The following is a 15,132-nucleotide window of genomic DNA, read 5'->3' on the forward strand; positions in this document are numbered from 1 at the left end:
GACCCACCCCGCCAACCCTCAGGAAACCCGCTTCTGCTGTTGCTTCAGCCGTTGCGGTTGACGTTGCCTCTGCAGGTGCAGGGCTGCAAGCCCTGCCAAACCACCCTCAACCTTCGCAGTTGGCGAACACGTCGCGATCGCGCTCGTACAGCGCCGTCTTCACCTGCATCAGGCCCAGCACCGACGGGAACAGGTTGTCGTGGTCGGTATAGGCCGCCGAACGCCTGCGCACGCATTGCAGGTCCAGCCCGCGGCTGCTGGCGAAGCCCGGCGAGAACCACATCGTCATCGGCACCCGGGTCTGCTCGGCCGGGGCGATGGCGTAAGGCACGCCGTGCAGGAACAGGCCCTTCTCGCCCAGCGACTCGCCGTGGTCGGACAGGTAGATCATCGCCGTGTCGTAGTCCTGCATGCCCTGCAGCGTACCGATGGTCTTGCTCAGGAAGTGATCGGTGTACAGCACGGCGTTGTCGTAGCTGTTGGTGATCTCTTCGCGCGAGCAGCGGCCGATGTCACGGGTATCGCAGGTTGGCTTGAAGCGGGCGAAGGCGGCCGGGTAACGCTCGAAGTACGCCGGGCCGTGGTTGCCCAGCTGGTGCAGCACCACCACGCGATCGCCGGGCTTGGCGCGCACCTGGGTGGCCAGGTCCTGCAGCAGGATCTCGTCCATGCAGCGGCCGTCGGCGCACAGGCCCGGGGTGGTCGCATCGGACAGCGACTGGAACTCCAGGCCTTCGCACACGCCCTTGCATCCGGACTGGTTGTCACGCCACAACGGTGCGATGCCGGCACGGTTCAATACGTGCAGCAGCGACTGGTGTGCACGGATCTTCTTCTCGTCGTAGTCGTGACGGCCCCATGGCGAGAACAGGCACGGCAGCGAAACCTCGGTGCTGGTGCCGCACGAATGCATATCCGGGAAATTGACCACACTGGCCTGGGCCAGTTCCGGGGTGGTGTTGCGGCCACCGTTGAGGCCCCAGTTCTGTGCGCGCACGGTTTCGCCCATGACGATCACCAGCAGGCGCGGCTTGCTGGCAGGTGCACGCGGGGTGGCCTTGGCATCGGTACCGATCGGCAGCTTCGGCGCGCGCTGCACCGGGTTGTCGCCACGCAGTGCGCGCGGCAGGCCCAGCAGCACGTTGGCCGGGGTGGCGAGGTAACGCACTTCGCGCTGGTTGCGCATCAGTGCCGAGACATCCTGGAACGAGATCAATGCGCCGCCTACCGCGGTCACTGCCGCCACCACCAGGAAGCCGACGCGCCAGAGCAGGCTGCGACCCCAGCTGCGGCGGCGCAGCTGCACGCGCCACAGCACGATCATCGGCAACACCGCCAGCAACAGCACCGGCCACACCAGCGACACGGTCATCAGCTCGCGGCTTTCCTTGGGATCGGTCGCCAGCACGTTGCGCAACATGTCCGCATCCAGGTAGATGTGGTAACGGCTCATGTAGTGCGCGGCGAATGCGGTCACCAGCAGCAACAGGCTGATCACCACCCTGGCGTTCCAGCGCCAGACCAGGATGCCCAGCAGCACGCCGTGCGCACCCAGCAGCAACAGCAGCAGCGACAGCGCGTAGCGCAGGCTGCCCGGATGGCTGGCCATCGCGCTGTGCCAGAACAGGCCGTTGCCGGCCACCGCGAAGAACAGGCTGGTCAGTGCGATCAGTGCTTCGGTGGACAGCTGCGGCCGCCAACGGCGAAGGTTCGCCAACGCGGGAAGGCGGGCGGGGCGTTGGACCGATGCACTCATGCGTTTGCCTCCTGGCGGTGGGGACGGTCCAGCTGACGACGTGCCAGGACGCGTTTGACGATCAGATACAGGCCCAGCGAAAGCAGCCAGCAGATCAAAGCAGTAGCAACGTCATGCGAAAGGAAATGCGCACCCCGCAGCTGCTGGCTGATGCCGAACACCAAGCCGGTGGCAAGGCCGATCCACAACCCGGCCCAGCGCCATGAAGGGCGCCACAGCAAGGCAAAAAAGTACAGGGACAACCATGCATAACCCGCGCTGGCGTGGCCCGCCGGGAAGCAGGCCTGCGCGGCCATGCCTGCGGGGCGCGCCGTGAAAAGCCCGATGAAAGGCTGGTGGCCGCCGTAGCGCAGCAGGTCCCAGGGGCATTCCATCGGCACCAGCGACTTCAGCAGGGAGATCACACCCGTGCCCAGAGCCATGGCAATTACGACATAAAGCAGCGCCCACCGCAGGGTGCGATCGCGACCCTTCCGCCAGTGGTGGAAGCACAGCAGGATCGCAACCAGCGCCGCTGCCGTGCTCAGCCATTTGCCGCCCTTGTGCACCAGCGTGCGGGTGACCCAGGCGTCCTGCAACGCCCAATGGCCCCCCTCAAGGCGGAACAGGTGATCGGCCACCCATTGGTCGCCGCCGAACCCCATCAGCAGCGTAAACAAGGGCAGACCGATTGCGACAGGCAGCCAGAGGTGAGTTACGGCAAATCGTGACGCCAGTGGCGATGTCGCAAGCGGTGCTACCGCATCAAGGGGACGGACGGGCATGCTGGGAAAGGGCGGGTCGGGAATCCGCGGTCATGCTCGTCACCTTGATGTCGGAGAAGGGTCGGACGCTCGTTCGTGCCGGGTTAATGCTTGCCCAGTACGTGCCGACGTTCAGTCTTCTTCGGCGGTCGACCCGGCCCGCTCGGCGTGGCATTGCGGGTTCCATGCGGTACCGGGAAGCAGTTGCCAACGGTTCCTGTTGGCAACACCGATATCGATCACCTTGCTCGGGTCCACGCACGGGCTCATCGCATCATCCAGCACCAGCAGCCAGCGCTTGTCCGGCGCCTCGGCCAGCCACGGGCCGGCGTCGTGCCACTGCTCGGCCCAGGGCCGCTTGAAGCCGAACTCGCGCACCGGCCGGTCGGCCTGCAGCAGGTTCTGTTCGCGCCAGGCCACCAGCGCCAGTTCGGCGTCGGGACCGATCCGCGCGCCGACCCGGCGCATCAGCGCCGACGCCGATGCGTACGGGTCCAGCGCCGGGATCAGTACCAGGCCGTAGAGCATCCACAGCATGCCGTGGGTCAGCAGCACCAGCGTCGCGGCACGACGTACCCGCAGCCACACGATCAGCGTGGCCAGGGCAATGGCGAAGGTCAGCAGGCCATCGCCCAGCACCGGCAGCAGCGTATCTGGCATGGCGCGGCGTTCCAGTTGCGCCAACGCCCACGGGTGCTCGGTCATCAGCATCACGCCGAGCACGCCGGTGGCCAGCATCAGCACCACGCTGTAGCCGAACAGGTAGCGGCGCACGCACAGGCGGCGCAACAGGCCGGGCAGCAGCGGGGCCACGGCCAGTGCCATTGCCGGCAGCATCGGCAACAGATACACCTCGCGCTTGCCCGGGCTGGCACTGAAGAACACCAGTACCAGCACCGCCCAGCCCAGCAGCAGCCATTGGCGACGGTCGCCACGGCGGATACGGCGCCACCAGGGCTTGAACAGCATCGGCAGCAGCAGGCTGCCCGGCAGCCATAGGGTCAGGATCACCTGCAGGTAGTACCAGGCCGGCTGCCGGTGGTGCCAGGCATTGGCATAACGGGTACCGGTCTGCTTGAACAGCAGCTCATGCGCGTAGGCCTGCAGTTCGGCGCTGGGCGTGTGCAGCAGGGCCCAGCCCAGCGGCGCCAGCCACACGCCCACGCCCAGCAGGAACGCCGGGATCAGCCACAGCAGCGTTGCCGGGTGCGGACCCTCCACGCGGTACCCGCGACGGCGCTGGTACAGCCACCAGCCGAACCAGGGCAGCACCATCAGCAACGGCAGGAAACCCACGCCCTTGGTCACCGTGCCGACGCCTGCGGCGAAACCGGCCAGCCACAGCGCGGGCAGGTTGCGACGTTCGCACAGGTGCCGCATCAAGCCCCACACGGCGACGGTGGTCATCCCCACCAGCACCATGTCGATCTGCGCACGCTTGGCCATCAGCCCGAACTGCAGGGTGCAGAACAGCGCCGCGAGGGCATAGATGGAATGCCGCGGCGACCACAGCCGCCGTGCCAGATCCGACACCAGCCACAGGCTCAGCAGGGCGCCCAGCAATGACGGCAGCAGGAACGACCACTGCCAGCTGCCGACCACCTCGTAAGCGGCCGCCTGCAGCCACATGAACACCGGTGGTTTCTCGGCATACAGCTCGCTGCCACGATGCGGCAGCAGCCATTGCCCGCTCTCGACCATGGTCCTCGCCGCCAGCACGAAGCGCGGCTCGTCCGGCGGCTGCGGCTGCCGAAGGCCGATGCCCGCTGCCAATGCAGCAATGATCAGCAGCCACAACAGGGGCAGGCGCCAACGGCGGGGCAGGGCTACGGGCACGGCAGGCTCCGGGAGCAAAACGACCATTCTGAGGTGGCGGGGGTGGGAAAAGCGTCAGAAGGGAGCGGGGCGACCGCATTCCGACATGGGCGGCGCTACCATGGTACGAACTTCCGTGGATGTTTCGTGCATGCGTCTGTTGGTGATCGAGGACAACCGCCAGCTGGTGGCCAACCTGTTCGACTATTTCGAGTCGCGCGGGCATGTGCTCGACGTGGCCCCGGATGGCATCACCGGCCTGCACCTGGCCGGAAGCCATCCCTACGACGCGGTGATCCTGGACTGGATGCTGCCGCGCATGGAGGGGCCGGAGGTGCTGCGCCGGCTGCGCACCGAGCATGCATCGGAAGTGCCGGTGATCATGCTGACCGCGCGTGACGAGCTGCCGGACAAGATTGCCGGCTTCCGTGCCGGCGCCGACGACTACCTGACCAAGCCGTTCGCGCTGCCGGAACTGGAGGTGCGGCTGGAAGCGCTGCTGCTGCGCGCGCAGGGCCGCAACCCGCGCAAGCGCCTGCAGGTGGGCGACCTGGTGCTGGATCTGGCGACGCTGGAGGCCCAGCGTGAGGGCCAGGTGCTGCACCTGTACCCGGCGTGCCGCAAACTGCTGGAAGTGCTGATGCGGGCCAGCCCGGGTGCGGTGACACGACAGCAGCTGGAGTTCGCCCTGTGGGGCGACGAGCCGCCGGATGGTGACCTGCTGCGCTCGCATGTCTACGAGTTGCGTCGCAGCGTTGACGGCCCGTTTGCCGAGAAGCTGATCCACACCCTGCCGCGGGTGGGTTATCGGCTGGCCGTGACCACCGGCAGCGACGCTGGCAAGGATACTGATGAAGGCGCGTAAGCCCGGGCCGCTGTACCGGCGCGTGCTGTGGTGGTTGCTGGGCTACCTGGCGCTGCTTTCGCTGGCGGTGTTCAGCGTCGGCAATTACGTGCATGAGCATGCCGAGCACGCTGCCTGGCGCGCGCTGCTCAATTCCGAACTGGACAGCATCGTCGAACATGTCGAACACGAGCCGCACTACCGCTGGCAGGATTCGGACACGCTCAGCCTCTACCGCTTCGACGCGGTCAACCTGCCCGACAGCCTGCGTACCCTGCATCCCGGGCTGCATGACGGGGTGATGGTGAAGGGCCGCGAGACGGCGGTGATGGTGCGCGAGACCGAATCGATGGGGCGGGTCGCGCTGGCGCTGGATATCTCCGACTTCCACGATCTGGAGCAGTTCGCCACGCGCTGGGTGATGCTGGCGGGCGTGATCATGATCTTCGTCACCGTGCTGATGGCGTCCTTCGGCATGGAGCGGATGGTGCGACCGTTGAGCCTGCTGGCGCAGCGCATCGCCGATCTGCGGCCCGGTGCGCAGGGGCAGCGCATAGAGGTCGACCCGCGTGGCAGCTCCGAGCTGCACACGATTGCCGGTGCACTGAACGATTACCTGGACCGCAACGAACAGTTCGTCGAACGCGAGCGGGTGTTCATCAGCACCGCCAGCCATGAACTGCGCACGCCGATCGCGGTGATGACCGGTGCCGCCGAACTGGCGCTGGAGCAACCGGGCCTGCCCGAGCGTGCGCGCCAGCAGATGCAGCGGGTACTGCGCACCGCGCAGAGCGTGGAGCAGCTGATCGAACTGCTGCTGGTGCTGGCGCGTGATCCGGCACGACTGGCGGCGCGTGCCGAGCGCATCGCGCTGGACCAGCTGCTGCCGGAGATCGTCGACGACCATCGCCATCTGTTGGGCGACAAGGACCTGAGCATCGGCATCCAGGCCGCGCCGGTGGACATCGTCGCGCCGCTGGCAGTAGTGCAGGCGGCGATCGGCAACCTGGTGCGCAACGCCATCGAGAACAGTGGCCGTGGCCACATCGAATTGCGGCTGAGTTCGTCGGCGGTGCTGACCCTGCAGGACCCCGGGCATGGCATGAGCCCGGAGGAGATCGCGGCCATCCACGCGCGGATGGCCCGTGGCGAGCGCGCCGACCGTGGCGGCGGCATCGGGCTGGATCTGATCGCGCGGCTCTGCGAGCACCTGGGCTGGACCCTGCAGCTGCAGCCCTGCGAGCCGCGTGGCACGCGTGTCACGCTCGATTTCAGTGCCTCGCGACCGGGCTGATCCGGCCGTCCTGGTAGATGCCAACCCTGGTGGGCATGCTGCCCGTCGACCAAGGTCGACGCCTACCCACGCAATGGCTGTCCGCGTCAACGCCCGTTCGGCCGCGCCACATGCTGGTCGATCAGGATCACGTTGCCGTCGGGATCGGCCAGCTGCAGGTAGCCGGTCCCCTGGCCATCGGGATCGGTGCGGACTGCCAGCGCGATGCCCCTGGCGTCCAGCTCCGCCTGCAGCTCGCGCACATCCTGGAAGTGGGTCAGTTCCTGCTTGTGCTGGTCCCAGCCGGGGTTGAAGGTCAGCAGGTTGCCCTCGAACATGCCCTGGAACAGGCCGATCACGGTGCCGTTGCTGCGCAGCACCAGCCAGTTCTGTGCTGGATCGCCGCCGGTGACCGAGAAGCCCAGGGCTTCGTAGAAGGCACGGGAGGCCGCGAGATCCTTCACCGAGAGACTGACCGAAAAGGCGCCAAGCTGCATGAGTAGGCTCCCTGAGGGGATGGAGGCGTGGTCGGCACTGCAGCATGACCCGGCGTGAAGACAATGTTAATCTCGACCTGCGCCGCTTTATGCGGCGCTTTTTTTTCTCCGCTCTTTCGATCGACAGAGGATCCCGTGCCGACCGAACCCGCTACTGCCCTGATCAGCAACGACATCGTTGGACTGGGCCTGATTGCCGCCACCCTGGCCCTGATCTTCTGGGCCGCCAGTGGTCCGACCCCGCTGCTGAAGAAGATCTTCGCCTGGGTGCCGGCACTGCTGCTGTGCTATTTCATCCCCGCCATCTACAACACCGCTGGTGTCATCGATGGCCACAACACCTCGCTGTACAACCCGGTCGCGCGTGACGTGCTGCTGCCGGCCGCGCTGGTCCTGCTGACCCTGTCGATCGACCTGAAGGGCGTCATCAAGCTCGGGCCGAAACTGCTGCTTGTGTTCTGTGCCGGTACCGCCGGCATCATGCTCGGCGCCATCGTCTCGTTCCAGCTGATGAAGCTGATCCATCCGGAAACCGTGGCCGGTGATACCTGGGCGGGCATGGCGGCGCTGGCCGGCAGCTGGATCGGTGGCGGCGCCAACATGGTCGCCATGCGCGAAGTGTTCGGCACCGATGCCACCACCTTCGGCCAGTTCGCCGTGGTCGACGTGGCCTGCGCCAGCCTGTGGATGGCGATCCTGCTGTTCCTGGCCAACCGCGCACAGCAGATCGACACCCGCAATGGTGCCGACACCCGCGCCATCGACGAGATGAAGGCGCGCATCAGTGCCTACGAGGCGCAGAACGCGCGCATTCCCAGCATGACCGACCTGATGGTGATCGTCGGCGTGGCCTTGGGCGGCGTCGGCCTGGCGCACGCGATCGCCGCGCCGCTGGCGGGCTGGTTCAAGGCCCATGTCAGCTGGGCCAGCCAGTTCAGCCTGGACAGCCAGTTCGTGTGGGTGATCCTGCTGTCCACCGCGATGGGCCTGGGCCTGAGCTTCACTCGTGCACGCAGGTTGGAAGCGGCCGGTGCATCGCGGCTGGGCACGGTGTTCCTGTACTTCCTGATCGCCTGCATCGGCATGCAGATGAACCTGTTGTCGCTGCTGGACCGGCCATGGCTGTTCCTGCTCGGTGCGATCTGGATGGCCACGCACGTGCTGGTGCTGTGGGTCGTGGCCAAGCTGCTGCGCGCGCCGCTGTTCTTCTTTGCCATTGGCTCGCAGGGCAACATCGGCGCTGCGGCCTCGGCGCCGGTGGTGGCAGCGGCGTTCCATCCGACGCTGGCCCCGGTGGGCGTGCTGTTGGGCACGGTGGGCTATGCCACTGGTACCGGCCTGGCGTATGTCACCGGTCTGATCCTGAAGTGGATGGCCACCGGCTGAGGAGGCCAGCCAGGCGGCGCCCGGCACCCGCGGTAGTGCCGGCCGCTGGTCGGCAACCTCAACATCAAAAGCCAGAGCGGCATTCCGTGTGATGACGGGGTGGGTCCGGTTGAGGGGGACGGCGTGAATACGTCCATGTAGCCTCGGTCGCGCCATCCATGGCGCTCACGCCCCCACAACCGGACCCACCCGCCTTCGACAGGTTCACGCGGCTGTGGGTAACGGCGACTGCTGGTACGCGCGGGTTTTGGTAGGTGTCGACCTTGGTCGACACGATTTTTCTGCCAGATATCGATAAATAGAATGGGGTCAGATCCGTCTTCTTTCGGAAAACGGATCTGACCCCGCATGTGTCTCGCCGTCACCGGCAATCCGACACCGCCCCGCCAAGCAAACAGAAACCCAGAGCCGACGCTCCAGCAGTTGCAGTTGCAGTTGCAGTTTGTAGTTGCTCGGGCTTCTGCGGGCGCCGGGCTGCAAGCCCGGCACCCAACCCTCAACAGCAGCGGCCACCGTTGCGACCGCCGTAACGCGCTTCCTGGCGTTCGCGGAAGAACGTCTTGTAGTCCATCGGCTCCTGGTCCGGATGCTTTTCCAGCATGTGCCGGACGTAGTTGTCGTAATCAGGAATGCCACAGCACAGCCGTGCGGTCTGCACCAGGCGCCGCCAGATGCGGCGGTGGGCCTGGTACTGGCCGGCGGGAACCAGTTGCGTGCTCATCACAGATCCACCATTTCATGCGGCTTCAGCGCCACGTACGGGGTCTCGCGGTCGCTGCGCTGCGGATTGCGGCGGGCCGCCAGGATGGTCTTGATCGAATACACCAGCACCGCGCCCACCACCAGCAGGAACAGCGCGGTCAGGCCGGTGTTGACGTAGGCGTTGACCACGATCTGCTTCATCTGCGCCACTGACTTGGCCGGTGCGGTGATGGTGTCGCTGGCGAGCGCGGCCTGGAACTTGTGTGCCTGTGCCAGGAAGCCCTGTGCCGGGTTGCTGTCGAAGATCTTGATGAAGCCGGCGTAGGTGGTGCAGATCAGCAGCCACACTGCCGGTACTGCGGTAACCCACGCATAGCGGTCACGCTTCATCTTGAACAGCACCACCGTGCCCAGCATCAGCGCGATACCGGCCAGCATCTGGTTGGAGATGCCGAACAGCGGCCACAGTGTCTGGATGCCACCGAAGGGATCGACCACGCCGGTGTAGAGCAGGTAGCCCCACAGCGCCACGCAGCCTGCGGTACCGATGATGTTGGCGGTCCACGACTCGGTCTTCTTCAGGGCCGGCACGAAGTTGCCCAGCAGGTCCTGCAGCATGAAGCGTCCGGCGCGGGTACCGGCGTCCACCGCGGTCAGGATGAACAACGCCTCGAACAGGATCGCGAAGTGGTACCAGAACGCCATCATCGCGTCGCTGCCACTGGGAATTGCTTCGTGCAGGATCTGCGCGATGCCCACCGCCAGTGTCGGCGCACCACCGGCACGATGCAGGATGGTCGGTTCGCCGATCGCCGCCGCGGTCGCAGTCAGCTGTTCGGGGGTGATGGTGAAGCCCCAGGTGTTGGTGATGTAGTGCGCCGCCGAGGCCGCGTCGGCACCGATCACCGCGGCCGGGCTGTTCATCGCGAAGTAAATGCCCGGGTCGATGATCGATGCGGCCACCAGTGCCATCACCGCTACGAACGATTCCATCAGCATGCCGCCGTAGCCGATGTAGCGCATGTGCGCTTCATTGGCCAGCAGCTTCGGCGTGGTGCCCGAGGAAATCAGCGCATGGAAACCGGACACCGCGCCGCAGGCGATGGTGATGAACAGGAACGGGAACATGCCGCCCTTCCACACCGGACCGTCACCGCTGGCGGCGAACTGGGTCAGTGCCGGCATCTTCAGCTCCGGCATCACCACCACGATACCGATGGCCAGGGCGATGATCGTGCCGATCTTCAGGAAGGTCGACAGGTAATCGCGCGGGGCCAGCAGCAGCCAAACCGGCAGCACCGATGCGACGAAGCCATAGCCGATCAGCATCCAGGTGATCTGGGTACCGGTGAAGGTGAACGCCGGGCCCCAGACCGGGTCGGCTGCCACCTTGCCGCCGAACCAGATCGCGGCCAGCAGCAGGATCAGGCCCACCACGGAAATCTCACCGATCTTGCCCGGCCGGATGTAGCGCATGTACACGCCCATCAGGATCGCAATGGGCATCGTGGCGATCACCGTGAACATGCCCCACGGGCTTTCCGCCAGCGCCTTCACCACCACCATGGCCAGCACCGCCAGGATGATGATCATGATCAGGAAGGCGCCGAACAGGGCGATGGTGCCGGGCACCTGGCCCATTTCCTCGCGCACCAGATCACCCAGCGAACGGCCGTTGCGGCGGCTGGACAGGAACAGGACCATGAAGTCCTGCACTGCGCCGGCCAGCACCACGCCCACCACCAGCCACAACAGGCCGGGCAGGTAGCCCATCTGCGCGGCCAGTACCGGGCCGACCAGCGGGCCGGCACCGGCGATGGCGGCAAAGTGATGGCCGAACAGCACGTGCTTGTTGGTCGGCACGTAGTCCAGGCCATCGTTGTTGATCACCGCCGGGGTGGCCCGGGTCGGATCCAGCTGCATCACCTTGTTGGCGATGAACAGGCTGTAGAAGCGGTAGGCGACCAGGTACAGCGAAACCGCTGCCACCACGATCCACAGTGCGTTGATGTGTTCGCCGCGGCGCAGGGCTACGGTGCCCAGACAGAATGCGCCGAGCAGGGCGAGTACCGCCCAGCCCAGTTTGGAAAACCCTTTCATGAGGTGCTCTCTCCCGGAAAGACAGACAAAGAGTCCCGCGTGCCCTCGACAGGGTCAATTGGCACAGGACGAATCGGCGGTAGTACTTTGGTCGTACGTTTGTTGTGCTGACGTGCAGCGAACATCAGGGATGGAACAATCGGTTGCGGCGCCGTCCATTGGCGTGCGGCCGTGTGGCGTCCATCTTCAGTGGCATCCATCCAACAGGAGTCGCCATGAGCTTTCCCGAACCGGTCCGCGTGCTGCGGACCATCCGTGGCATGCCCACCTCCGACGGTGCCGGCGTGCGCCTGACCCGCGTCATCGGTGGCCCCACGCTGCCCGACCTGGATCCGTTCTTGCTGCTCGATGAGTTCGGTACCGATCGTGCCGAGGACTACATCGCCGGGTTTCCGGAGCATCCGCACCGCGGCTTCGAAACCGTCACCTACATGCTCGACGGGCGCATGCGGCATCGCGACAACCACGGCAACGAAGGCCTGCTGACCCCGGGCAGCGTGCAGTGGATGACCGCTGGCCGTGGCCTGGTGCATTCGGAGATGCCCGAGCAGGAGAGCGGGCAGATGCGCGGGTTCCAGCTGTGGGTGAACCTGCCGGCGAAGGAGAAGATGACGGATCCGAAGTACCAGGAATTCGCGCCCGAGCGCATTCCCGTGGTGCACCCGGAGCCGGGCGTGGACGTGAAGGTGATTGCCGGCAGCGTGGATGGCACGCAGGGCCCGATCATGCAGCCGGCCACCGATCCGCTGTACCTGGACATCACGCTGGCCCCGGATCGCGCCTGGACCTATGCGTTGCCGGAAGGGCACAACGCCTTTGCATACGTGTTCGAAGGTGGCGTGACCGTGGGGGAGCAGGACGCCGCGCGTGACGTGGCACGCCAGGAGCTGGCGGTGCTGGGCGGCGGTGAGCAGCTGCACCTTTCGGCCGGCAGCGAAGGCGCGCGGCTGATCCTGGTGGCCGGCCGTCCGCTGCGCGAACCGGTGATGCGCCACGGGCCGTTCGTGATGAACACACGGCAGGAACTGATGCAGGCCTTCGTCGATTTCCAGGAAGGCAAGTTCTGAGGGAGTGCCGGCCGCTGGCCGGCAACCTCTTCTGATCGGGAACGAAGCGTTTGCCGGCCAGCGGCCGGCACTACCGTCGGATCGGGTCGCATTGCGGGGATGCTGCCAGGCAGTCATCCCCGTCACCTTCAGCGCCCCGCGGCCACGGCCGACGGGGTCAGGCTCATGCCCTGCGCCAGCTGCTGCAGCGAGCCCAGTTCCTGGGCGCTGTCCGGATACAGCGAAATCTGCGCGTAACGCCCTTTGTCGAGCTTGACCACACTGATGCGGCGCTCGGCATAGCCGGGCGGCTGCTGGCCTCCCAGATCGGGCTGGTACCAGTACAGCGACTCACCGCCGAAGCTGCCCTTTTCCTGGCGCAGCGAGCGGTTCAATGGAAGGTTGGGATCGCGCGCACTGAGCATCAGGCTCAGTACCTCGCGGCCGTCCCCGGTGCTGGCGCGGCAGACCAGGAAATCGGCCTGTGCCTGCTGTTGCCACTGCAGGCCACTGCTGGCCGGCAATGAAGGACATTCGGTGGGAGCCTGCGCAGCGGCCTGGGCCGCAGCGAACAGCAGGCTCGACAACACTACAGGCGCGAACTTCATGCATCCCCCAAGGTGGTGTGTCGTTGGCTCCGCCGGATGGACCGGCAGCCTTGGCATCCCATCCCCGGATGCCACCCCGGCCGGCATGTGCACGGACGGTCAACTCAACCTTAACGGAACGTGAGCAATCGCACAAATTGCGGTTACAAGCGTAACCATTGCGGCCGAAGGTCGGCCGCAATGGTTCGCAGGCCTCAGCGGTCGTTGCCGATCCACTTGTAAATGATGCCGCCGATCGCGCCGCCCAGCAGCGGAGCGACCCAGAACAGCCACAACTGGCTGACCGCGCCGCTGCCGGCGAAGAAGGCCACCGCCGTGGAGCGGGCTGGGTTCACCGAGGTGTTGGTGACCGGGATGCTGATCAGGTGGATCAGGGTCAGCGACAGGCCGATCGCCAGCGGCGCGAAGCCGGCAGGCGCCTTGCCATGGGTGGCGCCCATGATCACGATCAGGAACACCGCCGTCAGTACCACCTCGCACAGGAAGGCGGCCGCAACGCTGTAGCCGCCGGGCGACAGCGCGCCATAGCCGTTGCTGGCGAACGCACCGGCCTGGCTGCCATCAATGGCGAAGCCACTGGCGCCGGAGGCGATCTGCAGCAGGATGAAGCCGGCCAGCAGGCCGCCGGCGACCTGGGCGATGATGTACGGCACCAGGTCCTTGGTCGGGAAGCGGCCGCCAGCCCACAGCCCGACGCTGACTGCCGGGTTGAAGTGCGCGCCGGAGATGTGGCCGAACGCATAGGCGCCGGTCACCACGGTCAGGCCGAAGGCGAGCGCCACGCCGAGGAAACCGATACCCAGCGGATTGCCGTCACCACCGAACTTGGCGGCCAGCACCGCGCTGCCACAGCCACCCAGAACCAGCCAGAACGTGCCGAGGAACTCGGCGGACAAGCGTTTACCCATGCTCATGTGTTGCACTCCTTTGACGGTTGAAAGTGTGATTTATGTCACATTTCAGTGATCAGCGGGTGACTGTAGTGTCAACGCCGGGTGCAGGGATACACCTTCGGATGTGTGCAACACGCGATGTTCAATACTGCGGCAGCGGGATGAACTCCTTGTCGTCGCCCGGGATGGTGCCGAAGCGACCGGCCTCCCAGTCGTGCTTGGCCTGCTCGATGCGCTCCTTCGAGCTGGACACGAAGTTCCACCACAGGTGACGCGGGCCATCCAGCGGCTCGCCACCGAACAGCATCGCCTTCACCGGCGTCTTCGCGCGCAGGCGACCTATCGCACCGGCTTCGGGAATCACCAGGTGCTGGGCGGGGATGTCCACGCCGTCCAATTGCGCGTCGCCTTCGAGGATGTACAACGCGCGCTCGCGGTGGCCATTGTCGATATCGATCTCCGCATCCGGGTCGAGGTCGATCGCTACGTTGAGGGTGTCGGCGAACACCTTCACCGGCGATTCCTCGCCATAGGCGCGCCCGGCGATCACCCGCAGCCAGGCACCATTGCGGCGCTGCTCGGGGAGGGTGGCCGCGGCATGGTGGTAGAAGGCCGGTTCGATTTCCTCATGCGACTTCGGCAACGCCACCCAGGTCTGCATGCCATGGATCGGGTTGTCATGGTCGCGGTCCGGTTGTGGCGTGCGCTCGGAATGGGCGATGCCGCGGCCGGCGGTCATCCAGTTGACGTCACCGGGACGGATCACCTGGTCCGACCCCAGCGTGTCGCGGTGGCCGATCGCGCCCGACCACAGGTAGGTCACGGTGGCCAGGCCGATATGTGGATGCGGGCGCACGTCGATGGCGGTGCCGGGGTGCATGAGTGCCGGGCCCATCTGGTCGACGAACACGAACGAGCCGATGCTGCGCGCCTGCAGGGTGGGGACGGCGCGACGGACTTCGAGGCCGCCGATGTCGTGCACGCGCGGGGCGATGATGGTGGTCATGCGGGCGTTCTCGCTGGCAGGGATCAGGTGATCAGCATCGCATGCAGCTGTGACGGGCACATGCCCCGTATGGGTAACAGGTTGTTCCAGCCAACGGCGCAGCCCCTCGTGGCTGTGGGGGTGGTCGCTGAAGGCAGAAGCAAAAGCAGAAGCCGCGCTTGGCCGGGCGGGTGGGTGGCGCAGGGGACGCTGCAAGTACGTCCATGTAAGCTCGATCGCCGCATCCATGCGGCTCACGCCCCTGCGCCACCCACCCGCCCGGCCTCTGACAGTTTCCGTGTGCTGTGCAGCCACGGAGAAGAAAAAGAAAATCAAAATCAAACGCCGGTCGCTTCGCTCTTGGTGTCGACCAAGGTCGACACCCACCAGTTCGTAATGATCCGTGCCGACCAACGTCGACACCTACCAGTCATCGCAGTTCACTCACCGTCACCGAAATCTGCCAGGGGTGGGGCGGTGTGGG

The 15,132-nt window shown here is 66.0% G+C and carries 13 protein-coding genes; 4 read left to right on the plus strand and 9 right to left on the minus strand.

What is annotated here, in order from left to right:
* Nucleotides 1-106 precede the first annotated feature (106 nt).
* The 3 genes from N5D45_RS22035 to N5D45_RS22045 form a co-directional block, all read right to left on the minus strand.
* Entirely contained in the window at nt 107-1,756 is a 1,650-nt protein-coding gene (locus N5D45_RS22035; protein WP_279939634.1) for a phosphoethanolamine--lipid A transferase, read from the minus strand.
* The gene (locus N5D45_RS22040; protein ID WP_197657376.1) at nt 1,753-2,520 is read right to left on the minus strand and encodes a phosphatase PAP2 family protein; all 768 of its coding nucleotides are present in this window, start codon (nt 2,518-2,520) and stop codon (nt 1,753-1,755) included. Before N5D45_RS22040 ends, N5D45_RS22035 begins: the two co-directional genes overlap by 4 nt.
* 111 nt (nt 2,521-2,631) lie before the next feature.
* On the minus strand, nt 2,632-4,335 hold the full coding sequence (locus N5D45_RS22045) for a glycosyltransferase family 39 protein (RefSeq protein ID WP_228354699.1): 1,704 nt from the start codon (nt 4,333-4,335) through the stop codon (nt 2,632-2,634).
* Between the two features lie 130 nt (nt 4,336-4,465).
* Here N5D45_RS22045 and N5D45_RS22050 point away from each other — a divergent pair, with 130 nt between their 5' ends.
* Both N5D45_RS22050 and N5D45_RS22055 read left to right on the plus strand, forming a co-directional pair.
* Nucleotides 4,466-5,179: a response regulator transcription factor gene (locus tag N5D45_RS22050; protein ID WP_010482805.1), complete on the plus strand. Its 714-nt coding sequence runs from the start codon at nt 4,466-4,468 to the stop codon at nt 5,177-5,179.
* Entirely contained in the window at nt 5,166-6,452 is a 1,287-nt protein-coding gene (locus tag N5D45_RS22055) for a HAMP domain-containing sensor histidine kinase (protein ID WP_049411177.1), read from the plus strand. The genes N5D45_RS22050 and N5D45_RS22055 overlap by 14 nt, the downstream gene beginning before the upstream one ends.
* Nucleotides 6,453-6,538: 86 nt before the next feature.
* On the opposite strand, the gene N5D45_RS22060 is transcribed toward N5D45_RS22055, so the two are convergent.
* Nucleotides 6,539-6,928 carry a VOC family protein gene (locus tag N5D45_RS22060; protein WP_010482807.1) on the minus strand — a complete coding sequence of 130 codons (390 nt, stop codon included), beginning with the start codon at nt 6,926-6,928 and terminating at the stop codon, nt 6,539-6,541.
* Between the two features lie 135 nt (nt 6,929-7,063).
* On the opposite strand from N5D45_RS22060, the gene N5D45_RS22065 reads away from it, so the two are divergent.
* Complete coding sequence (locus N5D45_RS22065) at nt 7,064-8,314, plus strand: DUF819 family protein (RefSeq protein ID WP_010482808.1); 1,251 nt, start codon at nt 7,064-7,066, stop codon at nt 8,312-8,314.
* 496 nt (nt 8,315-8,810) lie between these two features.
* Here N5D45_RS22065 and N5D45_RS22070 read toward each other — a convergent pair whose 3' ends face one another.
* Both N5D45_RS22070 and N5D45_RS22075 read right to left on the minus strand, forming a co-directional pair.
* Nucleotides 8,811-9,035 (minus strand): CstA-like transporter-associated (seleno)protein, encoded by a 225-nt coding sequence (locus N5D45_RS22070; RefSeq protein ID WP_005410613.1) that lies wholly within the window; start codon nt 9,033-9,035, stop codon nt 8,811-8,813.
* Complete coding sequence (locus N5D45_RS22075; protein WP_279939635.1) at nt 9,035-11,116, minus strand: carbon starvation CstA family protein; 2,082 nt, start codon at nt 11,114-11,116, stop codon at nt 9,035-9,037. Before N5D45_RS22075 ends, N5D45_RS22070 begins: the two co-directional genes overlap by 1 nt.
* Nucleotides 11,117-11,331: 215 nt before the next feature.
* Here N5D45_RS22075 and N5D45_RS22080 point away from each other — a divergent pair, with 215 nt between their 5' ends.
* A complete protein-coding gene (locus N5D45_RS22080; protein ID WP_057504425.1) occupies nt 11,332-12,183 on the plus strand; it encodes a pirin family protein in 852 nt (283 codons plus the stop codon).
* Between the two features lie 128 nt (nt 12,184-12,311).
* Here N5D45_RS22080 and N5D45_RS22085 read toward each other — a convergent pair whose 3' ends face one another.
* From N5D45_RS22085 to N5D45_RS22095, 3 genes are all read right to left on the minus strand, one after another.
* On the minus strand, nt 12,312-12,770 hold the full coding sequence (locus N5D45_RS22085; RefSeq protein ID WP_010482811.1) for a hypothetical protein: 459 nt from the start codon (nt 12,768-12,770) through the stop codon (nt 12,312-12,314).
* 194 nt (nt 12,771-12,964) lie between these two features.
* On the minus strand, nt 12,965-13,684 hold the full coding sequence (gene aqpZ, locus N5D45_RS22090; protein ID WP_019338641.1) for an aquaporin Z: 720 nt from the start codon (nt 13,682-13,684) through the stop codon (nt 12,965-12,967).
* A gap of 121 nt (nt 13,685-13,805) precedes the next feature.
* Complete coding sequence (locus N5D45_RS22095) at nt 13,806-14,669, minus strand: pirin family protein (RefSeq protein WP_029550874.1); 864 nt, start codon at nt 14,667-14,669, stop codon at nt 13,806-13,808.
* Between the last annotated feature and the right edge of the window lie 463 nt (nt 14,670-15,132).

It is taken from the genome of Stenotrophomonas sp. GD03819 (assembly GCF_029841665.1).
GTDB lineage: Bacteria > Pseudomonadota > Gammaproteobacteria > Xanthomonadales > Xanthomonadaceae > Stenotrophomonas > Stenotrophomonas geniculata.